Source organism: Micromonospora sp. NPDC093277 (assembly GCF_044765245.1).
In the GTDB taxonomy this organism is placed as follows: Bacteria; Actinomycetota; Actinomycetes; order Mycobacteriales; family Micromonosporaceae; genus Micromonospora.
Genome location: NZ_JBIWJO010000022.1, coordinates 25,946 through 48,189, shown reverse-complemented (window position 1 = coordinate 48,189; position 22,244 = coordinate 25,946). Strand labels below are relative to the sequence as shown.

Annotated in this window: 20 protein-coding genes and 1 tRNA gene; 9 read left to right on the top strand and 12 right to left on the bottom strand. The window is 65.7% G+C overall.

Features of this window, described 5'->3' with window-relative positions:
* Nucleotides 1-59: 59 nt before the first annotated feature.
* The 3 genes from ACIRG9_RS30415 to ACIRG9_RS30405 form a co-directional block, all read right to left on the bottom strand.
* Nucleotides 60-950: a ribokinase gene (locus tag ACIRG9_RS30415; protein ID WP_402863573.1), complete on the bottom strand. Its 891-nt coding sequence runs from the start codon at nucleotides 948-950 to the stop codon at nucleotides 60-62.
* Between the two features lie 102 nt (nucleotides 951-1,052).
* Nucleotides 1,053-1,919, bottom strand: coding sequence for a phosphotransferase (locus ACIRG9_RS30410; RefSeq protein ID WP_402863571.1), 867 nt, complete (start codon nucleotides 1,917-1,919; stop codon nucleotides 1,053-1,055).
* Between the two features lie 47 nt (nucleotides 1,920-1,966).
* Nucleotides 1,967-3,331, bottom strand: a complete 1,365-nt coding sequence (locus ACIRG9_RS30405; RefSeq protein ID WP_402863568.1) for a helix-turn-helix domain-containing protein — start codon at nucleotides 3,329-3,331, stop codon at nucleotides 1,967-1,969.
* Nucleotides 3,332-3,589: 258 nt separating this feature from the next.
* Here ACIRG9_RS30405 and ACIRG9_RS30400 point away from each other — a divergent pair, with 258 nt between their 5' ends.
* From ACIRG9_RS30400 to ACIRG9_RS30375, 6 genes are read left to right on the top strand one after another with little or no spacing between them, the layout of a single operon-like run.
* Entirely contained in the window at nucleotides 3,590-4,996 is a 1,407-nt protein-coding gene (locus tag ACIRG9_RS30400) for an APC family permease (protein WP_402863607.1), read from the top strand.
* Nucleotides 4,993-6,006 carry an acetamidase/formamidase family protein gene (locus ACIRG9_RS30395; protein ID WP_402863565.1) on the top strand — a complete coding sequence of 338 codons (1,014 nt, stop codon included), beginning with the start codon at nucleotides 4,993-4,995 and terminating at the stop codon, nucleotides 6,004-6,006. The genes ACIRG9_RS30400 and ACIRG9_RS30395 overlap by 4 nt, the downstream gene beginning before the upstream one ends.
* A 12-nt stretch (nucleotides 6,007-6,018) precedes the next feature.
* Entirely contained in the window at nucleotides 6,019-6,693 is a 675-nt protein-coding gene (locus tag ACIRG9_RS30390) for a GPP34 family phosphoprotein (RefSeq protein ID WP_402863562.1), read from the top strand.
* Nucleotides 6,694-6,721: 28 nt separating this feature from the next.
* Nucleotides 6,722-7,330 carry an N-acetyltransferase gene (locus ACIRG9_RS30385; protein ID WP_402863559.1) on the top strand — a complete coding sequence of 203 codons (609 nt, stop codon included), beginning with the start codon at nucleotides 6,722-6,724 and terminating at the stop codon, nucleotides 7,328-7,330.
* A 23-nt stretch (nucleotides 7,331-7,353) separates the two neighbouring features.
* A complete protein-coding gene (locus tag ACIRG9_RS30380) occupies nucleotides 7,354-8,499 on the top strand; it encodes a hypothetical protein (RefSeq protein WP_402863556.1) in 1,146 nt (381 codons plus the stop codon).
* Entirely contained in the window at nucleotides 8,496-8,693 is a 198-nt protein-coding gene (locus ACIRG9_RS30375) for a hypothetical protein (protein ID WP_402863553.1), read from the top strand. The genes ACIRG9_RS30380 and ACIRG9_RS30375 overlap by 4 nt, the downstream gene beginning before the upstream one ends.
* A 40-nt stretch (nucleotides 8,694-8,733) precedes the next feature.
* Here the strand turns inward: ACIRG9_RS30375 and ACIRG9_RS30370 are convergent, their stop codons facing one another.
* On the bottom strand, nucleotides 8,734-11,265 hold the full coding sequence (locus tag ACIRG9_RS30370; RefSeq protein WP_402863550.1) for a hypothetical protein: 2,532 nt from the start codon (nucleotides 11,263-11,265) through the stop codon (nucleotides 8,734-8,736).
* A gap of 355 nt (nucleotides 11,266-11,620) precedes the next feature.
* Here ACIRG9_RS30370 and ACIRG9_RS30365 point away from each other — a divergent pair.
* A tRNA-Arg gene (locus ACIRG9_RS30365) sits at nucleotides 11,621-11,696 on the top strand.
* Nucleotides 11,697-12,200: 504 nt separating this feature from the next.
* Here ACIRG9_RS30365 and ACIRG9_RS30360 read toward each other — a convergent pair.
* The 5 genes from ACIRG9_RS30360 to ACIRG9_RS30340 form a co-directional block, all read right to left on the bottom strand.
* On the bottom strand, nucleotides 12,201-13,217 hold the full coding sequence (locus ACIRG9_RS30360; RefSeq protein WP_402863547.1) for an LLM class flavin-dependent oxidoreductase: 1,017 nt from the start codon (nucleotides 13,215-13,217) through the stop codon (nucleotides 12,201-12,203).
* Between the two features lie 51 nt (nucleotides 13,218-13,268).
* Nucleotides 13,269-14,426: a nucleotidyltransferase family protein gene (locus ACIRG9_RS30355; RefSeq protein WP_402863544.1), complete on the bottom strand. Its 1,158-nt coding sequence runs from the start codon at nucleotides 14,424-14,426 to the stop codon at nucleotides 13,269-13,271.
* On the bottom strand, nucleotides 14,426-15,298 hold the full coding sequence (locus tag ACIRG9_RS30350; RefSeq protein WP_402863541.1) for a hypothetical protein: 873 nt from the start codon (nucleotides 15,296-15,298) through the stop codon (nucleotides 14,426-14,428). Before ACIRG9_RS30350 ends, ACIRG9_RS30355 begins: the two co-directional genes overlap by 1 nt.
* Entirely contained in the window at nucleotides 15,288-15,542 is a 255-nt protein-coding gene (locus tag ACIRG9_RS30345) for an acyl carrier protein (RefSeq protein WP_402863538.1), read from the bottom strand. Before ACIRG9_RS30345 ends, ACIRG9_RS30350 begins: the two co-directional genes overlap by 11 nt.
* Nucleotides 15,543-15,713: 171 nt before the next feature.
* A complete protein-coding gene (locus tag ACIRG9_RS30340; RefSeq protein ID WP_402863535.1) occupies nucleotides 15,714-15,932 on the bottom strand; it encodes a hypothetical protein in 219 nt (72 codons plus the stop codon).
* A 645-nt stretch (nucleotides 15,933-16,577) separates the two neighbouring features.
* Between ACIRG9_RS30340 and ACIRG9_RS30335 the strand changes: the two genes are divergently transcribed.
* Nucleotides 16,578-17,012: an NUDIX domain-containing protein gene (locus ACIRG9_RS30335; RefSeq protein ID WP_402863532.1), complete on the top strand. Its 435-nt coding sequence runs from the start codon at nucleotides 16,578-16,580 to the stop codon at nucleotides 17,010-17,012.
* Nucleotides 17,013-17,500: 488 nt separating this feature from the next.
* Here the strand turns inward: ACIRG9_RS30335 and ACIRG9_RS30330 are convergent, their stop codons facing one another.
* Entirely contained in the window at nucleotides 17,501-18,217 is a 717-nt protein-coding gene (locus ACIRG9_RS30330) for a nucleotidyltransferase family protein (protein ID WP_402863529.1), read from the bottom strand.
* A 115-nt stretch (nucleotides 18,218-18,332) separates the two neighbouring features.
* The gene (locus tag ACIRG9_RS30325; protein WP_402863525.1) at nucleotides 18,333-19,004 is read right to left on the bottom strand and encodes a dTMP kinase; all 672 of its coding nucleotides are present in this window, start codon (nucleotides 19,002-19,004) and stop codon (nucleotides 18,333-18,335) included.
* A gap of 185 nt (nucleotides 19,005-19,189) precedes the next feature.
* Here ACIRG9_RS30325 and ACIRG9_RS30320 point away from each other — a divergent pair, with 185 nt between their 5' ends.
* Entirely contained in the window at nucleotides 19,190-19,819 is a 630-nt protein-coding gene (locus ACIRG9_RS30320; protein ID WP_402863522.1) for a hypothetical protein, read from the top strand.
* A 295-nt stretch (nucleotides 19,820-20,114) separates the two neighbouring features.
* Here the strand turns inward: ACIRG9_RS30320 and ACIRG9_RS30315 are convergent, their stop codons facing one another.
* Complete coding sequence (locus tag ACIRG9_RS30315) at nucleotides 20,115-22,217, bottom strand: B12-binding domain-containing radical SAM protein (RefSeq protein ID WP_402863519.1); 2,103 nt, start codon at nucleotides 22,215-22,217, stop codon at nucleotides 20,115-20,117.
* Between the last annotated feature and the right edge of the window lie 27 nt (nucleotides 22,218-22,244).

Here is a 22,244-nt window from a genome sequence, read left to right as displayed (position 1 = left end):
ACGATGGTTCCAGCGCTGGCCGATGCCTTTCCGAGCGAGGTGGTCGACTCGCATTACGCCTACTCGTTAGTGACGGGCTGGGCTCCGGCGTGTTGTACCACCAGGGATCCCTGATGGACGGCCGTGGTGATGGCGTCGGGTAGTGGGACGTATCGTGCCAGGTCGAGGGCGAGGGCTCCGAGGAAGGCGTCGCCGGCTCCCGTGGTGTCGACGACCGGCACGGTGGGTGCCGGCACTTGGCCGGAACCGTGGGAGTCGGCGTAGGCGGCGCCGTGCGCGCCTGCCGTCACGACGACAACGTGGGGTCCTAGCTGCCGCAGCTCGGCGGCTGTGGTGAGCGGGTCGTCGTTGGTGGTATGCAGGATGGCGGCGGCTTCGTGTTGGTTGACCACCAGGACGTCGAGGTGCCGCAGCAGGGCCTTGTCGAGGTCTGGGTGGGGGACGAGGTTGCCGATGACGATAGGTGCGGGCCGTCGGTGTAGCAGCGTGGTGACTGGCCGAGGTGACAGGTCCAGTTGAACGACAACGGCTCGTGCGTCGAGGGCATCGAGGGCGCAGCGAACGTCGTCGGCGGTGAGTTCAGTCGCGGGTGAGAGGGCGAGGGTGATGTAGCTTTCGCCGTCGGGGGTGACTTCGATGATGGCTGCCCCGGTGGTCGTCTCAGGCAGAAGTGTGACGTGGCGGGTGTCGACGCCTGCCTCTGCCAGGGCCGCCGTGATCTGATGAGCCCATCTGTCGTCGCCGATGTTGGCGATCAGGCAGCACTGTCCTCCGCGGCTGGCTGCGGCGATGGCTTGGTTGAGGCTCTTGCCGCCGGGACTGGTCGTCAGGGACGAGGCGAAGGTGGTACGGCCTGGGCTGGCCCGATGTGGGACTTGGGCGGTCAGGTCGATGTTTGCCCTGCCGACGAAGGCGACATCGAAGGCACCGTTGAGGCTCCTGTTGGTCATGCTGTCTCAGCGGACGCGGCTAGCGCGGCGTGCAGATCCGCCACGCCTGGCTCGGTGGGGCCGGATGTGAGACTGCGAAGGTCCGTCACGTCAGGACCTTCGTCATCGATATGGCGTCCAGACGGCCTCAATGTCGCCGCTCTGGAAGGTCTTTAGTCGGTGCCGCCACTGCTCGTAGAGGGATGGGTTGTCACGTAGTACCGGCAGCACGCTGGTTACGAGCTGGAGTTCGCGGAGTTGGCGGAAGGCGGGAAAGCCTGGCCAGCGGGTTATGTCGAACCCGTATGTGTCAGCCAACTCCTGTTGAATTCTGCCGGGGTAGGCGAAGCGGAGGTTCCCCACCGCTATTGGCGTGAGGTCCCATTCGCGTGGCCCTTCGGCTGCGGAGTCGAAGTCGCAGATGACGGGTCCCGTACGCCCGGGAATGAGGTTGCCGAGAAAGCTGTCGCCATGGATCGGCCCTTGTGGGAGGTCGTATGCGAGGTCAGCAACTGCTTCTTCTAGCTCACCGCACTTGGTCTCAAGGAACGCCAGATCGCTCTCGGACAGCACGTCGGTCTCGGCGATGCGTTGTCGGATCGGCGCCAGGGGGCGCCATGGTGGGAGGGGTACGTCGGGAGGCAGGAGTCGGTGGTATCGATGGAGGATTCGTCCGAGGTCGGCTCCGTTTGGTGCGCGCCCCGTGGGGGAAACGCGTTGCCAGAGCGTTGCCAGGTGCCCATGTGCCTGGACGGGCTGATGGATCCCGTCGAGCAGTCGCACGGCGGGCATGCCATTCCGGGCGAGCCACTTGGCGACGTTGATGACCTTCGGTGCGCGGTCGCGGACGGTTTGCGAACCGGCGATTCGAACGACTATCGGTTGTCGGGCCAGCTCCAAGACCGCGTTGTTGGTGAACTTGATCAGTCTCGCGCCATTGGGATCGAGACCGGCCTGTCTGCAGACGGTGTCTAGGACGACGGTGAGCATGTCGCGGCTCAGGGAGGTACGGGCATCGTCTCGTACGCGCGGACCGGTCATGAGGCTGCTCGCAGGGCTGCGATTTCATTCGCGAGGTCTCCCAGTTCGCCGTCCCGTCCCTGCACGAGGCACCGAAGGGGTTCCATGCGATCGATCGTGCGGACTGATCTCACCGATGCCGCCTTGGCTACTGCCTCCCGGCCAGCTTGGAGCCCGCCGTCGCGGTCACCGATTCGAAGACAGCCGATGGCGAGGGCGGTCAGTTCGAAGATTTGACTTCGGACCATGCCAGGTCCTCGCAATGCGATTGCCTGTCGTATGTGGTCGATACTGTCGTTGAGGTCCGCCTCGCTTCCTTCTGGCAGGGCGGAGAGGGTGACACCGATGGATGCGTGCAGATCGGCATCACCGAAGAATCTCACCCAGACTGGCGCATCCCGGCGTTCTGCGCGAGCGAATTCGTCTTGGGCTCGACGAATCGATCTGTGCATCTGCTGGGAATCGTTGAGTAGCGCGTATGCCCATGCCTCGTTGGCGCAGAGCATCGCCACCGTGAGTTCGGAGCCGGAATCCTGAGCAGTGATCTGGCCGAGCTGAAAGAAGCGCAGGGCCTCCCGGTACATGCTGCGGTGCAGGTGGAGGCGTCCCATGCGGTATAGGACATTGGCTGCCAACGAAAGGTCTTCGGCATGCTTCGCCTGCTCAAGGGCACGGGCGAAGTGCTTCCGCGCGACCGAGTACATCCCCACATCGAACGAGGTCCATCCGGCGAGGTTGTGCAGGTCTGCCAGAGCTAGATGTAGGCGCAAGCGGGTGCGGTCGTCGCAGGTGGCCCCGAGGAGTTGTTGAGCCCAGCAGACCTGGGCGGCGACCGCGTCGCGGCAGGCTCCTCCACCGTGTCGGTAGTCCAGGGCTCGCATCGCGGCGGTGAGCGCCTCAATCTGCTCGACATCCCACATGCCGACTTGCATCGGGGCGGGAGCAACCTGACGGTCGATTGGTTGCCACCAACGGGCAAGCTCGCCAGTGGCAGTCCCCATCGTGACGTTGGCGGCATGCGAAAGAAGACGCCTGACCTCCTCCCGTTCGTCTGCTCGTGTTGAGCATGTCGCAGCGGCAAGGTCGAGAGCGGCCTCGGTCGACTCGTCGTAGGCAACCCCCATATAGCCACGAGGGACGCCGAGTCCGTCGGCGATGCGGACCAAGACGTCATGCGCCATGACCCGCCGACCTTTGAGCACCTCGTAGACCTCTGAAGCTGTTTGCCCCGTGAGGCGCGCGATCCGTCGTTGCGAGACGCCGACCCGCTGGAGCCGTTCGTAGACCGATTTCAAGTCGCGGGCAGCCAGCGCCTGGCGCATCTCCCGGTGTTCCCACACTGCGGAGGAAACGGCGTCCGTCGAAACATGATCAACGTTCATGTCGATCCCAGTCGGCTTGGAGGCAGGCCCGTCCAAGCAGGCTAGCCGTCATCTCGTCGCGGGGGGAGCCCCGGCTTGCCTTGGCGACTAGCGCGGCTAGGCACCCGCCCCGCCTATCGAAGCAGATCGGTGCTGGCGCTTACACCCTACGTGATGTCACGGAATTCTGACCCTGCGCCGCGATTCGGCGGCGGGACGGCTGCCAACTGCATCAGATCTATCGGACTGCTCCTGACCCTTTCCTTGGAAGGCGCTCGCATGCACGAACAAAATGACCTAGCGCGGTACGGCTATCGGCAGGAACTAAGCCGCCTGCTCCGTTTCCGGGACCTGATCGCGTATGGACTGGTGTACATGGTTCCGATTGCGCCGATGGCGATCTTCGGCAGCGTGTACGCCGGCTCCGGCGGCATGGTCGCCCTGGCCTACACGATCGGTGTGGTGGCGTTGGTGTTCACGGCGTTTTCGTATGCGCAGATGGTGAGGGCGTTTCCGATGTCGGGGAGTGTTTACAATTATTCGGGCCGGGGCATCAGCCCGCCGGTCGGGTTCCTGGCTGGTTGGGTGATCTTGCTCGATTACATTCTGGTGCCGGGGTTGTTGTATTTGGTGGCGTCGGTGGCGATGCACGCGACCGCGCCGGCGGTTCCTGTGTGGTTGTGGCTGTTGGGCTTCGTCGCGGTCAACACCCTGGTGAACTCGGTCGGGATCCGGATGACCGCGGTGGTTACCCGGGTCATGTTGGTCGGTGAGCTGATTGTCTTGGCGGCGTTTATCGCCGTCGCCGGCTGGGCTATCGCCTCCGGGAAGGGCCACTTCAGTTGGGCGGCGTTCTACAACTCCGACACGTTCACCTGGTCGGTGGTGGCCGGTGCGGTGTCGATCGCCGTGCTCTCCTTCCTCGGCTTTGACGGCATCAGCATGCTCGCCGAGGAAGCCAAGGGCGGCTCCCGGCAGATCGGCCGGGCCATGGCCGCCGTGCTCGTGTTGGCGGGGGTGTTGTTCATCGCGCAGACGTGGCTGGCCGCGATGCTCGTCCCCAACCCCAGTGCGCTGCTGACCGAAGGGGATCCGAACGGGACCGCCTTCTACGACGCCGCCCAGGTAGCCGGCGGGAGCTGGCTCGCGACGCTGTGTGCGGTGGCGACGGCGGTGGCGTGGGGGTTGCCGAACTCGATGGTGGCCCAGGTCGCCACCTCCCGGCTGCTGTATGCGATGGCCCGGGACCGGCAGCTGCCCGCGTTCCTGTCGAGGGTGTCGATCCGCCGCAACGTGCCGATCAACGCCACCCTCCTCACCGGGACCGTGTCCCTCGCACTCGGCCTCTACATGGCTACCCGCTCCGACGGAATCACCCTGCTGTCCTCGCTGATCAACTTCGGGGCAATGGTCGCCTTCCTCGTCCTGCACGTCTCCGTGGTGGTACATCACCTCGTCCGCAGGCGCAGCGGCAATCTCTGGGCGCATCTGGTGATGCCGGCGGTCGGGTTCGCGATCTTGGCCTACGTGGTGGTCAACGCCAACATCGCCGCCCAACGCCTCGGCCTGGCCTGGCTGACCCTCGGCGTCATCGTCCTCGCCGGCCTGTACCTGACCGGCCGCCGCCCCACCCTCTCCGGCCTCGCCCCCGTCCAGCCGCAGCAGTGCGACGTGGAACGGGTGTGACCACCATGAACAAGATCACCTACCGTCCCGTGCGAGACGAGTTGGCGTACACGTTCGGCGGGCGACTGCCAGTCGCGCACCTACACTCCGGCGACGTCCTCGAAGTGGACACGGAGGACTGCTTCGGCGGCCTCGTGCGGGGGCCGGCGGATCTGCCGTCGCAGGTGTGCCGCATGCCCTACCTCAACCCGGTGTCGGGGCCGTTCTTCGTGCAGGACGCCGAACCCGGCGACACCCTCGCCATCCACCTCGCCACCATCGCCCCCACCCGGGACTGGGGCGTGTCGGCCACGTTCCCGCACTTCGGCGCCCTCACCTCGACCTCGCACACGGCGACGTTGCAGCCACCGTTGCAGGAGCGGGTATGGGTCTACGGCATCGACAGGCACACCGGCACCGTCCGGTTCCAGGCCACCGAAACTGGCCACGCCATCAACCTGCCGCTCGATCCGATGATCGGCACCATCGGCGTCGCCCCCGGCGGCTTCGAGACCCGCTCCACGATCGTCCCCGACATGCACGGCGGGAACCTCGACACCCCACACCTACGCGCCGGCACCACCCTCTACCTCGGCGTGAACGTGCACGGAGCACTGTTCGCCCTCGGCGACGGTCACGCCTGCCAAGGCGAAGGAGAAGCCTGCGGCGTCGGGGTCGAGATCGCCACCACCACAACCCTCACCATCGAGGTGATCAAAGGCGTGTCGACGGTATGGCCCCGGCTGGAGACCGACACGTCGATCATGTCTGTCGGCTGCGCCCGCCCCCTGGAAGACGCCTACCGCATCGCCCACCACGACATGGTCACCTGGACCAGCGAACTGACCGGCCTGGAAGCGCTGGACGCCTACCAACTCGTGTCGCAGGTGGGACGGGCGCCGATCGGCAACGTCTGCGACCCCAACTACACGATCCTCGCCGCCATCGACAAAGCGCTGCTTCCCGCACCGGACCCCGCCTACCAGGGTGTGCACGCACGGCTGCGACAACACACCGTCGGGCTGCGGTAGGGGGCGACGACGATGAGTCTTCCTCTGCTGCCACTGCGCGACGAGTTGTTCCTGCTCGGCCACAACGACGACACCGGCAACCCACACATCCACCGCCAAGCCCTCGCCCTCGGCCTGGCCGGCGCCGTCCTGATCGACCTGTACCTCGCCGGACGCATCGTCCTCGACCCCACCGACGACCGCCCGCCCGGTGAACGATGGCTGCGACTACACACCGACCACCCGGTCGGCGACCTGATCGCCGACACCGCCATCGCCGCAATCCGCCACGGCCACACCGCACCACCAGTACGAACGTTCCTGCGCGACTTCGCCACCGACCTGTACGAACGCACCCGCGCCGGCCTCGTCGCCGCCGGCATCCTCCGCCACCACACCCGCCGACGCCTCGCCGGCCTCGCCCGCACCGACACCTACCTCGCCACCAACAACAAATGGGCCATCGTCGCCCGCGCCCGACTGCGATACCTCGCCCACGGCCGCGAACAACCCGACAACCACACCGCCGCCCTCGCCGGCCTCGTCGCCGCCCTCGGCCTCACCGAACACCTCTACCTCGACGACGACACCACCACCATCACCACACGACTCACCACCATCGCCGCCCAACACCACCGATCGGTACGCAACATCACCACCACCGTCGACGCCACCGTCGGTGACCTCGCGACCGCCGCCTACCGCTGACCCCGCCGGACAGGGACACCAACCAATCATGGAACCGAACATTCGCATCCGCGCTGCCCACTGGGCGGACAAGGACGCGGTCACGGCGCTGATCGCCGACGCCGTGCACCCCAGCCCACTCGCCGCGTGGCTGGTGCCCGACTCGCAGCAACGCCGGCAGCTCCTGGCCGACGTCCTGCTGATCTGGGTGGAACACGCCCTGTTCTTCGGCGACGTCCACGTCACCGAAGACCTCACCGCCACCACGGTCGGCTTCCACCGCTACCGGCCCATCCCACCGCCAGCGAACTACCGCATCCGCCTCGCTGACACCGCCGGAGCGCACGCGGACCGATTCATGCTGCTCGACAGGATGCTGTCCACCAGACAACCCACCGAGCCGCACTACAACCTCGCCATGTTCGCCGTACACCCCAACGCCCAATGGGCCGGCCTCGGCGCCGCGCTGCTGGCCCACCACCGCAGCCGCATCGACCGCGTCGACCTACCGTCCTGGGTCGCCACCCCCAGCGGCGGACGGTCGCTGCTCGCCCGCCACGGCTACACACCCCGACCGTCGATCACCCTGCCCGACGGGCCGACCCTGCACCCGATGCGCCGCAACACCCACCGCGGCAGCACCACCACCGCCCCCTGACCACCGACACCCCAACACTTCCCATGGCCTTCCCCCGCAGATACCCACCCGACCTGATCAACGCCGTCGTCCAGCGAGTCGCGGATGCCCGCACCGCCAGGGCGTACGGCGCGGTCACCAGCGTCGCCCAGCAGATGGGCCTCGAACGACGCCTCGTCCAGAAATGGGTCAACCACGCCACCAGCCCACCCCCACCCCGACCGGCTGCCGCCGGCTCCCCACCGGAGACGTATGTGCTGGCGGGGCTGCTGCACTGCCGGTTCTGCCACCACGGCATGCTCCCCGCCGAGCCGCATGATCCCGTTCAGGGGTATCGGTGCCGACCAGACTGCCGGCCACGACCCATCGACGCTGCGGCAATCGCCGACAGCATCGGCCGGGCCATCCTGCGGTACGCGCCCCGAATCATCCCCACCCGCGGCAGGCCCACACCCCCACACCTCGCCGCCACCTACGCCGACCGCGTCCTCGCGCGGATCACCGTCGGCGCCGCCCCCGGCGACCTGACCCTCACCTGGTACGCCACCGGCGTACCCGAAGCCGACCTTGCGCCCGCCGACCACGCGCACCGGATCGATGCCGTGCGTCGCCTCGCCGTCAGCGACCGGCCACGCGCCCGGCAGCTACTGACCGGCATGCTCGCCGGCGTCAACCCTGCCACCGTGCCCGCCCACCCCCGCCACGCCGAGGCCGCAGCCCTCCTGGCCCAGCTCCACCTACGCGACGGCTACCCGAACGCCGCCACCACCTGGGCCACCTACGCCCACCGCAGCACCCTCAACCTCCACGGACCCACCCACCCGCGCAGCCTCGACGCCCTGCACCTGCTCGCCACCGCCCACCAGCACGCCGGACACCAGCAACGTGCCCACCACCTCTACCGTGAACTCGCCGACCACCTCACCCACGCCGAAGGCCCCCACGCCCACCGCACCCTCGCCACCCGCGCAACCATCGCGGTCGTCCTGCACGCCCTCGGCCACTGCCAGCCCGCCCGCACCCTGCTCGCCGACACCATCGCCACCCACCGACGCGAACACCCCGGCCACCCCGCCACCGCCCACATGACCCAACACCTGACCCGCATCTGGCACGACTGCGACACCAAAGGCCACCACCACATCGCATCCGACGACTCGCCGGTCCTCGACAGGAGACCCGCACCGTGAGCACCCTGCAGGGCTTCTTGACGCGGAGAAACGCGCCGAACTGCAGCTACCGGCTAAAGGCGAACGTGACACCGTACCCGTGCCGATGGGCGTCCAAGGCCAAACCGGCGACCTGCCGCGGCTTCGCCAACCGCGGCCAGTCACTCCAGCTGATCGAACGGCTCTTCGGCTTCGTCGAGGTCGCCCCACCCTGACCCTCGGCCGATCGCCACGAGGATGCAGGCGGTGGGGCGGCTACGTGACCTTGACGTACGCGGTGCCGCTGGTGACCGCCGCAGTGGCCGTGGTGCCCGCGTAGGCGAAGCGCCAGTATCCACGAGCCGAGGCCTTGACCTTTACGGTCACCTTGCCGTACCGGTCGAGACGGACCTTCTTCACCGTGACGTACTTGCTGCTGCCGGCCTTGCGGAACTGCAGCGTCACCAGCTGGCCCGCGTAGCCGATGTAGGCTCCGTTTTCCCAGTTTGCCTGGGTGAGCGCGCCCTTGACGGTGATGATCTTGCCCTTGCGGACCGATTTCGGTGCGGCGCTGGTCGTCAGCTTGGCGTGGCGCCGCACCGCGATGCTGGCCACCGCGTGCCGGTCGGTGAAGCTCACCTGGTTCTTGCTGTGTGCGCGAACGGCGACCTGCCAGACCCCCGCCAGGGTGTTCTTACCCAGGCTGAGCCTCGGATCGACACGGAAGGTCGCCTGGCAGGTTGATGTTGTCGCGGTGACCGGGGTGCAGACCGGGGCCCATCCGCTGACCAGCACCCGATCCGGGTTGCGGTACGAACCGCGGTAGAGGTAGACATCGCCGCCGGCGATCCCGGACGGGTCCGTGGCGGTGAACGTCGCGGTGAACTGGCGAACTCCGGACGGGGCCAGGATGAGGGCGTTGCCTCCGTTGACCACCACGTTGGAGATCCTGGTGGCACCGACCGTCTCGTCGTATTCGGAGGCCGGGCCGGCGAAGGCCCGGATGACCGTGCGCTGGAGGCTGCTGCCGAAGTCGTCAACCGCCGTGGCGCGCAACGAGACGAAGGCGGCGGTGGAGGGCAGCGTCATCTCGATCGATGCGCGGGCCTCCGATCCAGAGACAGGCAGCGCCGTCCAGGTCGCGCCGTCGTCGGTCGAATATTCCAGCCCGGTCAGCGTCGGGGTCGCCTCCCAGCGGCGCGAGGTGGCCGTCGCATCGATGCTCACCGGCGCGGCCCAGGCCGTGTTTCGGGCGTCCAGCCCCGCCACTGCGAAGTTGACGTCGGTCAGGGGAAGCTGGCTTCGATAGGCGGTGCCGGCGGAGAGGAAGCGCCATTCACTCCGCACCTCAGTGGAGAGCCGCGACCATGAGCCGGCGCGGGTGACGGTGTGGTCCAACTGGTAGACCGCAGCCACCGCCGGGACCGCCGCGGACACCGTCTCGTACGGCGACAGGCCGGTGGCCGAAGCGTAGGTCTCCGACCCGGAGCTGAGTTTGACGGATACCTTCGCATCGTTGTCAAGCCCCAGGTTGCCCGCGGCGTCACTCAGCGACGTGTACTCGTAGATCGTCATCCTCGTGTTGTCCCGGCCGGAGCTGGCGACCTGAGACGGGCGAGGAGCGAACGGCGCGCCGCCGATCGTCTCGCCCGCGGACGTGCCCGCTGGCAGGGTCCGATCCTTCAAGGTCAGGTCGTGCGACAGGTGGCGGTAGTAGAGCAGCCGCCCGAAGGACCGGTTAGGCGTCATGTACTCGGTGATGTTGCCCGGGATCGCCACCGGAGACGCAAGGTAGACGCCTGTCCAGTCACCCGTGGTCGGCACCGTCAGCAGTAAACCGTTGGTGTTCCTTGCCTGCCCCCGGATTGCGGTGACCGTCCTGGCCAGCCCGGCCGTGACCACCGTCGCCACCGGAGTGGCCGGAACGGTTCCGTCGAAGCTGTGGTAGAGGTCGTACCGGTAAGGGCTCGGCACGTATTCCGACGTCCCCTGCTTCATCAGGATCTCGTGAAGCCGCAGCGAGACTCCGGGGACGGAGAAGGGCGTCACATAGACCTTGTCGGCTCCGTCGCCGGCGAAGCCGGCCAGCCCACCGCCGGGCACGGAGATCCACACGGCGGCGGTGTGGCGGCGCGCGGTGGCGTCGTCGACCGCGATTCGCGTTTCCCTTGCCGTGCTCTCGTCGAACCGGACCGTGGTGCCGGCATTGGTGACCTGGAAGGTCCGGGTGAGCAGGAAACTGCCTGCGTGGCCCGGCCGGCTGTAGAGCGCGACGGCGAAGTAGTCGCCGGAGGGAAGCTGCACGCTGCCGTTCGGGGTGTACTCCTCGTCCTCGGCCGCGTGATAGGCCCAGGTCTGACGGTTCCAGACGTACAGGAGCTTGAAGGAGACCGGGGTCGCGCTGGCGATGGTGAGTTTCACCGGGTAGGTGTCGGCCGTGGCTGCCACCGCCGCGGACTCGCGAGCTCCGGTCGTCAGCTCCATCGCCTGGGCCCGGTGGCCCTTCGGTTGCACCCGCAGCGTCCCGCCGACCGACCCGTACGCATAGCGCCCGGTGGTGTCTGCGTTGGCTGCCGGGAGAACACGGAACAGCGACCCCGGGCGGGTGCCGTCGCCCATCAACTCCAACCGCTCGCCGGTGGCGAGTCGGACCGCCTTCTGCCGGCCATCAGCAGTCGTGACGGTGGCACCGCCGGCCTTGGCGGTCGCCGCGACGTCCAGCGCAGGCGCCGCAACCGAGACAGAACCAGGCAGGGCCACGAGCAGGGTGGTCAGAGATGCGGTGGCAATTAGCCGATACGACCGCAAGTGATACTCCCGAAGGCGAGTCCGTTGGTCGCGCTCGGACACCCCCGGCGCGGCCTCACGGTAGCACCCATTCGCATATGCCGAGGTGATGCTTGATCACCGCGACCGGCGCCAAACCTCCGCGCACATGCTCGTATGTGGCACCGCCGGCCGGTGCTACGGATGCTCACCCCCGGCCGAGCGACGGGACTCGGCCGGCAGCGTTCGCCTGGGCCGTGGCGCACCACCCGGACCTGCCGATCGTGGCGTTCACCTGGCCAGGGCCGGGGCCAGCCGGACCGGGACGACGCAGGTCAACGCGGACCACTCCCTGCCACCCCGGGTCGGCGCGCAGGTCGCTAGACTGAGCGCTCGCGCCCTCGTAGCTCAGGGGATAGAGCAACGGTTTCCTAAACCGTGTGTCGCAGGTTCGAATCCTGCCGGGGGCACCAGTGCGGGGCCCTGACCAGGAATAACCCGGCCAGGGCGTCGGCATCTATCTATGCAATGTTGAATCGCCCCCCGACCCCCCCCCCAGTAACACGGTGGGCGATCAGGTTCTGGTCGACCCTTCCTGTGGGGTGTCGACGGCTGTCCCTGCGTGTCTATCCGGTCCGGCGTGGGTCATGGGGGCGGCGCTCGAGCCTGGTCGTGGCCCGGCTAGCGCCGAGTTGTTCGAGGATGTCGGAGCTGTCCGGGGCGAGAGCGGGCTTGACGATGTAGTGCCTGTTGGTGACCTGCTCGGTGGCGTGCCCGAGCTGGGCTGTGGGTGATCGGGGACCCTCGCCACCGTGGACCCGGCCAACGCCCCGACGTACACATGCGCGACCTCGGCACCGGCCACGACGTGACCCCCGGCACCGTCGCCCGTGAGATCGGCGGACGCAGCCCCGGCGCGGTCCGCAACGCCATGGAAAAGCTCACCGGGGCTGGCGCCCTGTCGCTGGCCGTCCCGATTATGTGGTCCGCCGTACCCGGGTCAGAACCTGCTGCACGTGCCGGTAGTCCTCATCGGAGTCCACTTGCGACAGCAGGAGCTTGCTGATACCAACAGCGAAATACCGTCCCAGGTAATCCGCGATGGTGTCATAGCTCCCGACAAGCAGGGGCGCCGCCGCTTTGCCACTCCGGAACAAGGCGGTCGAGTAGACGCCATCGTACGACTCCCCGCTGGTGGAGAGCTGAGCCAGCCTGCGGCTCCAGTCAGACTCCGATTCCCGCATGAGCGCGGTGCGCGCCACGGCCATCCTGTCGACCGTGTACTTCTTGCGAGCGACCTCCCATGCCTCGTCGCCGGTCTCCCGCGCCAGCAGACCGAGTCGGACCGCGATTTCTGGGCCGGTCCCGCGGCGTGCGGCGAGAAAGTTTTCCGTGAACTGATCCACGGGCTCGGGATGCGTCACCATGACATCGGCCGCCTCCTCGGCAAGTTTCCGGCTTGCCTCGGACGATCCGGCCACAAAGATCCGCGGGCGCAGGGCGGGTTCGATCTGGCATTCCATCCGCAGCCCACGGAATCGGTAGTACCGGCCATCGGCGTCCACCGGCTCGTCGGACGAGAGTAGTCTCCGGAGTACCGCCAAGTATTCCGAGGCCCGGGCGTACCGGTCTTCGTGTCCGAGCGCGTCGTCCACCTGGACAAGCTCATCGGGGGACGAGCCGATGATGACATTGAGATCCAGTCGCCGACGGTGGAGCCGGGTCAGGCTGCTGATCATCTTCGCGGCCGCGAAGGGTGGGAGCGCATAGGGCTGCAACGCGACCAGCGGCACCAGACTCTGGGTCTGGTGCATGATCGCCGCAGCCATCGCCCACGGATCGAGGGTGCGATGGTTGTAGAAGATCAGGACGCCGGTCAGAGCATTCGCCTCGGCACGCCGGGAGAACTCGGCTACCTGCGTCAACGCCGGCTCAGGGGCGTCCGACGACGGTTGGAGAGCTGTCCCGTAGACGTCGAAAGCGTATAGCTGCACAGATTGTTCCTCTCCGGCGCGCCGTTGCGGTGTAGTCCCCACCACTGTTCATCAGTACGGGATGGTGGACCCGCCACTGAGCTCGAACTTGCGGTCGGGGTTGAAGAGCCGGTCCAGGAACCCCTGCCGCCACTGGCCCGGCCTGTCCTCGAGCGTCCCGTACGCGTCGAGGTAAGCCAGGTCGGCGGGTGCCAACCGATCGAGGAGATCGGGGGGAATGGAGTCGGGGTACAGGATCGCGCTGTGATGGAGCGCGTAGTAGAGCTCCCGAGTTCCGTTGAGTTCGGTGGCATGATGCACCAGCTGGTCCAGCAGCTCGGGCGGACTGACCCGGACAGACTCGGCGACGTCGAGAAAGCGCATCAGGTTGATGTCCCGGCCCCGCTCGATGCTGAGATAGCTGGAGGCCTCTTTGTAGAGGTGGAGGCAGACGTCCATCAGGTGGTCGAGCGGGCTGAGCGCGTACGACTCCGTGCCGCAGATCCGTTGGGGAACCGCGCGGTCCAGGACGAGCCCGATGTCGACGCTCCCGGCCGACCGCCGTTGGAACAGATCCAGACAGAGGTCTACATCGAAGACGTCGACCTCTGGGTCGGTGGTGGGCTTCTTGAACGGCAGCGCGTTGTTCAGGTGCATGCCCCAGAACAACTCGGTCGAGCGCTCGTGGGGGATCACCCGGGTTCCCTCGTCGGAGAGCGTGCCTTGGGCGTAGCCGAGATCGGTCAGCACCTCGGCCGCCTGCGGCAGCGAGTCCCGCTCGATCAGGACGTCCAGGTCGCTCATCCGTCGGATACCGGGATCGTCGTAGACCGTCGCACACAGCACCGGTCCCTTGCGCACCGCGTATCGGACACCGCGTCGATTGAGCGTCCGGAAGACGCGCGCGAACTCCGTGAACAGGCTCCGGTTGCGTCGCGTGTTCGCCTCGTACGCGGCCGAGTAGACCCAGGGGTGCGGAATCCGGTAGTGGTCCGTCGGCAACTGCCACAGGCGGTGGTGAGTGATGTTTCGACCGACCAGGCTCACCACCTGCTGGCGCAGGGCCTGATCGAGCAGGTATGCCCAATCCAGGTCATCGTGATCGGTGAGCAGTTTCCGCGCGGCAGCGTCGGTTTCCGGCGTCCACCGCGGACTGGCCAGCACCAGCAGCAGACGCGCCTCCGGTCGTAACGCCGACACCGACGACGTGGGTACCACGGGCGAGGTCATCAGTTGTCCCCCAAGTTCACCATGCTGCGCACACTTGCCGGCCACCGGCGCTGATCGGCACCGTGCCGGTGCGCCAACGCCAGCGCGAGCCGCTCGTAGCCGAAGGCGGCGCAGGCGGAGTGCGCGGGCTGGCCGGTCGGGTCGGCTATCTCGAACACCTCGCCGAAGTGACTCTTGTGGTAGTTGCACGAGGCGACCGCCTGCGAGCAATCGGGACCGACCTCGACCACCAGTTCCCACTTGAGTTCCTGCTCGCGTTGGGTGACGCGGAGCAGACGTTGGGCCCGGCCGAAGAATGGATCGTTCGCGACCACACGCTTCGGTAGCAGGCCGAGTTCTCGCAACCATGCCTCGGCCGACTCCAGCCACGCGTCCCGCCAGGCATGACATTCTGCCCCGCCGCCGAGCCGGACGAATTCCCTCATCCGAAACGACCGGAGCCGACCGGGCTCGTCGCTGCCCTCCTGCCGGAAGCAGGCGCCCTCGACGCTGTACTCGACGGCGTCGGCCAGGCGGCTCCCCTGATGCCGAGGATAGAGCGAGTAGCAGGCGGCCGGGAGGAGTACCAGGTCGGAGAGCGCCTGCTCCGGGTACGGGGGCCCAGGTCGGTGCCCCCCAGCTGCCACGCCGTCGAGGTTCTCTTCCCGACGGGTGTAAACCGCACCGAGCAGGTTCGGGAAACTGTCGACATACCCGGCCCGCTCGATGACCGACCGCGCGATGACGGGCGGCGTCCGGAACGACCGGGCCGGGGGAACGCCTCCCAGCGAGGTCAACGAGTCCCCGAGGCCGCGGATTACGGACTCGACGTCCCCTGTGGACAGCTTGACGCTCGGCGATGCCGGGCGGGCCGGCTGCGGCTCATCGCTCATCTGGGACGCCCGGTGACAGCGACCGCATGCAGGACATGATGTTGTCGACCGAGGCAAAGGTGGCGTGCCGGAGCTTATCGTCGGGGATCTCCACGCCGAACGTCTCCTCCAAGGCCACCATCACCTGGACGCTGGCCAACGAGGTCATGCCCAGCTGCCAGAGGTTCTCGCCGGCGTCGACGCCACTCACGCTGTCGCCGAGGCCCGAGTGCTTCACCAGAATCTCTCTGACCTGCGTTTCCAACTTTCCTCCTGGTAGGTATGGAGTGGGGCGCCAATCACGTGCCGTCCGGGCGGTCGGGCCGCGATCTCCACAGTTCGAGGCACGTTCCTGGACCGGCCGGTCTCGATGTCGAGGATCGGCTCATCCGCGTGCCGGCACCTCTCGCGACGTCGATACATCCACCGAGCACGATCAGATTCCGCTTTCGCCGCGGCGCCTGGCCCGCGCTCTGGGCGCGCCGAAGAACACGGCCGGGCGAGCCGAGGGCTCTTCCTCGGCCATGTCCAGAGGCAGCTGCCGTTGCGTGATGATCTCGCCGAAGCGCTCGTCGCCGTTGACCCGGATCGGGGACGGCACGCGGTGCGCCATGCCATCGCGAGACAGCTGTGGCTGGACGAAGGCACCGGCCATCAGATGCGGAAATGCTGGTCACCACCGCAACGCCACCTCGGACGGCTCGTTAGGCAAAGAGCTCAGGCATTCACGCGAGGTCGGGCGGCTCACGCATTGCTCCCGGCGGCACGACTCCAGCCCTTAACCGCGATTTCGCGGGAACCCATCCGGTGACGGCGCGCGACAGGGCGCAAAGGCACCGGGAGCGCCAAGATTGGTCGATGCGACACCTGGCCTCCGCTTCTTCCTCGCCGATTCGAATCGCGCGTCCTCACGAGCGAGTCGCACTCCGTCACGGGGCCTTACCAGCGTGCCACCGGATGCCCCGACTGGTGCACCGCAGGCGATGACTCCCAAGAGGCCGGCCAGGGACACTGTAGCCGAACTGAGGCGGACCCGGGCAAGCATGTCGATGTGGGTTTCGTCTTCGGCCAGGGCGACGGAACTTGGGTGTGGGTGTCGCCGTTGCGCAGGTGGGGGCAGGCGAAAACCCGCCGTGCCGCCGTGAGCTGCGTGACCAACGTCGAAACGCTCGATGTGGGACGGGGTCTGCGCCGGCCTCGCATCCCGGCCGGGTCTGACATACATGGCCCGCCATTCTGTGCGGAGGCCAGGCGGTACGCAGGGTCCACCCGTAGGCGCCCTTCGGGTAGTGTGATAGTCATGCGTCATCGCACGGTGGTCGGCGTTCTCCTGGTCATCGAGTCCGATTCGGAGGTTCTACTCGGTCGTCGAACGGGTTCGACCTTCGGCGAAGGCTGGTGGCACCTGCCAGCTGGTCACCTCGAGTCGGACGAGTCGGCAATTGCCTGTGCGCGTCGTGAGGCAAAAGAGGAGCTCGGCATGAACCTCACCGATGCAGATCTGGGCCTGGTCCACGTGCTTCACCATCGCGATCCAGACGAGGCTCGGCTGCACCTGTTCTTCAGGGTGTCGAAGTGGCGCGGGACCATAATCAACGCTGAGCCGCATCGTTGCAGTGAGCTTCGATGGTTTCCGTTGTCTCGCCTTCCCGAGCAGACCATCCCCTATACGGCGCAGGCGTTGCACGCTATTGGCCGTGGGGAATCGTTCGGGGTTGGCGGTTGGCAAGCCTGATAGATCAGTCGCAGCTCGGTGTTCGGGCCACGTAGCGGCGGACCGCTTGAGGCGGGCGCAGAAGCGCTTTCCGGCGTCGCCGATCAACTGGTGCGGACGTTCGTCTCTCCAGCACCGCTGACCGCCGGAGCCGCCCGGGTGGGCAGCCCGCTCGCGGTGCTGCCGGTGCTGTTTCACCTGCTCTGGCGGCAGGGTCCTGACGGTCGATCTCTTTGGTGCCGCACCGGCCAAATTTTCCATCGTCGGAGAAGCGAACCGCACGGGGTCATGACCGTGCTGCCTGCGTACGGCCTGCTGGACGCCGTCCCCGCGACGGCGTTGCAGGAGGCGTTGTATTGGGGAACAGCAGACCCTGGAGATTCTGGTCGGTGTTCTTCCGGACGATCAGGAGCGGCGACCGCAGTTCGACCCGCGACGGACCTTGGCGGAGCGGGACGCAGCAAAGGACTGACAAGGTGCGGGCGCTATACGAGTCGGATCACTCCTGATCAGGAGACACGTTCATGTTCGTGGGCCGTATCGCCGACTAGCCTTGTTGAAGGGCCGCGGCCGTCTTCGACTTGGTAGGCAAGCGTGGACTGCGGCCACTTCAGGACTTTCAGCTCCGGCCAATGACTCAGCCAACGGGCCACCTTCTTTTCATACACCGCAGCTGTCGCCTGGACCGCATTGGGTCTGACTACCATGTTGAAGATATCCGACAGCCCATAAGGGGCGTAGACCGACAACGTCCGGTCGGCCTCCTGACGAACGCCTACGCTGCACGCAGTAGCGACGAAACTATCGATTGCGGCCTCGGTCGACTCATATGGTGGACAACTGATCCCGAACTTTCGCTCATACCACAGATGGACCCGAGCCTGGTTGCGGATCTCCACCATGGAGGTCGAGTCTTCGAAGACCTCACGCCCTTTGCGGATCACGGCGTCCTCCGCCTCCCACGACGTGTCGGTGTCGTCAAAGTAGAAGAGATCGTAATCACGGATCCCCCACTCGACCGGCCGACCGGTCATTCCGTTCCATATCGTCTGAAAGATTGCGCCGGAGGTCACATAGCAATTCGGGAGGTTCATGCCTGCCGCTCGATTCAGTACCTCGAACAGCACCTCGTTCCTGCTTAGCACCTCCTTGAACACGACGAGTTGTTCGGCCAGTGAAAACCGTGCGGGATTCATGATCACCCCGTTATCGTCGTCGGGCCGCATCCACATCGATCCGCGTCGCCCGAGCGCTACCGGACGAGGCGCCGAATACAAGGAATCATGGGCAAATTCGCCTTACCATGCGTTGTGACACGGGCCAGCACCACCGCCCTCCGTCTCAGGCCGCGGGGAGCATATCCATCAGGTCCTGCGCCACTTCGGCTGGAGACTTACCCTGATGACGGTATACAAGCCAGCCGTGGCTCTCGGCCAGGTGGAGCAGGATTGCACGAACCTCGGACTGATAGGCGACGAAACCGGGGGACGTCTCGGCACCCAATGAGCGGGTTTCCCCTACAGTGAAGTCCCCTGCCAGTCGATCCTCCGCAACCTCCGGCGGCACATCGAGAACAATGACCACGTCCGGCTGCACAATACTGCCGAAAAAACTGAAGATTTCCTCGGCACTGTTTACACGGCCTGTCGCCATGCGGGCGGTGAGTTTGCCCACCCAGCCGTCCACCACCACGAAGCCCTCTTTGTCGACGAGTTGCCCTTCTTTGATCTGCTTGCCCAGGGCAGACAGGTAAGCGGCATGAAGATGCATCCAATGCCGCTCCCCGAGAAGGTGAATCGGAGAGTTCTTGCTGTTTGTCCAGATCGCCTCGGCTAGTAAGGAAAGGTGCTTCGTCACATAATCGTCCAAAACGCCGGGCGTCCGCTTATTGAGGGCGATTGCCTCGTGTCCCGACTTCCGTAATGCCTCGACCAGATTCCGGGTGGCTGTCGTCTTGCCGGACCCGTCGATCCCCTCGATTGCGATGAACAGATCGCTTCTGAGTTTAAGCACACAGGTTCCTTCGAAGATGAGCATGGATCAGTCAGGTCGGTGGCACACGGAATCCCGCGGACGGAGCCGCGCTAGTCCTACGGTGCGGTCGGCTCGTTGACCACGTCGAGCGGAAACGGCGAGGATTCCGGGCGACACGATAGATACACTAGCTGAAGGCGTCGGCACCCGGTAGTGTGTCCTCAGTGAACGCCGAAGAGCTCGACAGCCCCCTCCTCCGGACGCGCACCAAGCTCAACATTCACGATGTGATGCGGTCTGGTTGGCTGCGGCCAGAAGATCTGCCCCGCGATGACGTCGCGGCGGCCGAACAACTGTACGCTGATATTCACCGTGATGACCAGCGACTGTTTGAGATCAGAGCCGCGTTCATCGATGATATCGAGCGCCTTACGGGTGCGACCGCGTCCGATATCGGCTCCTTCGGTCTGGGGTTGAATCTTGCGGCCTCGGATCTCGACCTCGGAGTAGCCTGGCCAAGGGATCGCCGCCACGAATTGCGGGACCTGCTCGAACCGGCATTCACCCACCTAGGCGACAGGCAAACGCGCTTCGCTAACGTTCGAACGGTGTTCTCCGCCGCACGTGAAGGCATTGAGGTCGACCTGACCGTACTATGTCAGCAAGACTACGACATGGCGCGCGGAATGCATGCGGCAATTGCCGATCAAATGTTGCTGGCGGAGAAAATTGCATTCACCTGGGTGAAGAGCCTATTGCACGAGGCAGGTCTGAAGAAGGAGTACAACCGGTGGAAATCAGCACCCTACCACCGATTCTGCCCTGAATTCGCGCCCTCGCCTGAAGGCTCCTGAGCCGAACGTGCCGCGGTAACCCGCGCGACTCTTACGGTCAAGTCCGGTATCCGGTGCCGGCAGCACGGGGGCTGAGCCTTCGAACGTCGTGCAGGGGGGAGGAACGTGCGCTCGACGCCCAGCGCAGCTTGCCCCCACCAGGAGCGACGCAGTCATTGCCGCCGTCGAGTTTGCCGCCATCGTTCGCGAAATCGCTCACCTGGAACGACGGGCGCCGAGGCGGCCAGACACGTCCAGTCACCGGAGTGGGCTGCCGGGTATACCGAACAACGGAGAACGATTCTAGTCACCGTGTTCAGTCGCAGTTATCTCCCGCGTTGATGAGCCGCCAGCCGTCCAGCTCCTGCCACTGACGGTATTCCCGCTTCATCAGGCGTGCCTGATCCTCTGGCATGCCAGATGCCACGCGTCGCACCGTCTCGCCCAGTTTGCCGGCAAGCTCGCCGAGGCGACTGTCCATAACCTGTCGAAGGTCAGCATCGATCTTGTCGTCCGCCACCACATCAGGCGAGTACTTGCCGATGATGGACAACATGTCGGTGAACACGGAGAACGCAGCGTCTTTGATGACGACCCGCGCCTCTCGCGCCAGCCGACGTGGCTCGCCTTCGTGAATTTTCTCCAGAGACTTGAGCGTATAGTCGAGGGCGAAGTTGCGATCCACCCACATCTGCGCATGCAGCGAGCTGCGCCCGATCCGCCAATCCAGGAACCTGGAATCCACCCGCCCCATTGAAGGGCGAACGTTTCCCGTGAGTCCTGCGGCCTGCGCGAGATTAGTATAGGCGGCGCCGATGAGGCATTCCATCGAGACCATCATGTATGAAATGGTCTGGTAGAAGGGGCGCTCGCGAGAATGCTTCCTAACGAAATCCTCATCCCTGACACCATCGGCGATCTCCTCGACGGACAGGTGAGGAAGGGGCTTCAGGAGAAGGTCTGTACGACCCTGAAAGGCGTGAGTTGCCTCCAGCTCGTGCAGCGACATCAACGGGTCGAAAGTGATGTAGGTGAACCGTGTCGGCACACCGAGGGCCGACAGCGTACGGATACCCAAGGCGTTCTGCTCGCCAGTAGTCTCCTTGTTGAATCGCTGAAGAATCGACGACACGCCCGACTCGATGCCGAAGAGGCATCGACGAAGACCGGACTGTACCAGCTCCCGCCACATCGATCCGCGCTCGATATGCCAGCTGCGCTCGTTCTCGGGCATCACTACCTGGTCGATTCGACAGCTGGTCTCCCAAGAAAAGCCCGCTCTATGGATTTCCTTCGCCATGCTCAACGCACGTGGCACGGCGTCTGATCCACGACCGATGAACTCTTCGTCGACAAAATAGAGAGTACGTGAGACCTCCGGGTACTTGTCAAAAACGCGTCGCATCTCCTGCAATAGCCACGGAAAGTTTTCCGGAACTGCGCCCGCCCACGTGCCTTTGTGGCCACGCGGACAGAAAGAGCAGTAGTTGGTGCATCCTCGCGATCCTTCTAGCTGGGCTACACCGCGGTGGCGAAAGGTGTCCTCAAGGAGATCCAGCTCGGGAAAGTAGTCGGTTTGCAGCCGGTTGGAAACGGAGGCCGTTCTGCGATAGCTACCAATGGACATCGTGCCCGCACCGCGGGCAGCTCCGTGGTAACCGATCCCGCGGACCTCTGCGGTCTTGAAGTCTCCGTGCCAGAGGCCCAAGATGTCCTGCACGGTTGGCTCGCCCGCCCCTCGGGCGATCAGCAACTCGGGGAACTGTTCTAGGAGGACCTTCTCGTTGCGGGCGGTGAGGCTGCCGCCGGCGAGCACCATAGGCGGCCGGGGCAGTTTGTACGCCTCATCCAGAAGTCGTACCATCAAGTCATGCTGGCCAAAGGTGGCAGAGATTCCCAGGATCTCCGGCGGCTCGCCGTGCAGCTGTTCCAGAATGTCTTCCACCGTCACGCCCAGTTGCATGTCCAACAGTCGCACCTCGCCCAGTAAAGTTGCTCGGGCGGCTCGTGCCAGGTCAGATATCCCGAGAGGGAAGCGGGGTAGCGGAAAATGCTCTGGATGGTAGAGAGCCGTCAGTAGCATGCGGGGTCGAGTGAGCCGCCGAACGCCATCCGGTGTCACCCGCGCCAGTGATAAACTCCGCTCCGGGTTGTCGATCTCGATCCGGCCGGCGGTCCAAGCCGGCCATTCGCGTGAGCTGTGTGGTGCTCCGGAGAGGTCAGCGAGATGCCATCGATCGATGGCCTTGTCTTCGGCGATGATGAGACGCCTATCCATCGTCCCGGTTATCACGAGACGCCCGACCCGGTCACCAAGGACTCGGGCCAGCTCGTGTTTCATAGCCTCCGGGCTGGTGTAGTTCAGCTCGTTTGCCGTCTGTCGGCCCACCGAACGTTCGATTCCGAGCTGCTCCAGCATCTCGACTACCTGTTTGGCGGCATGGCC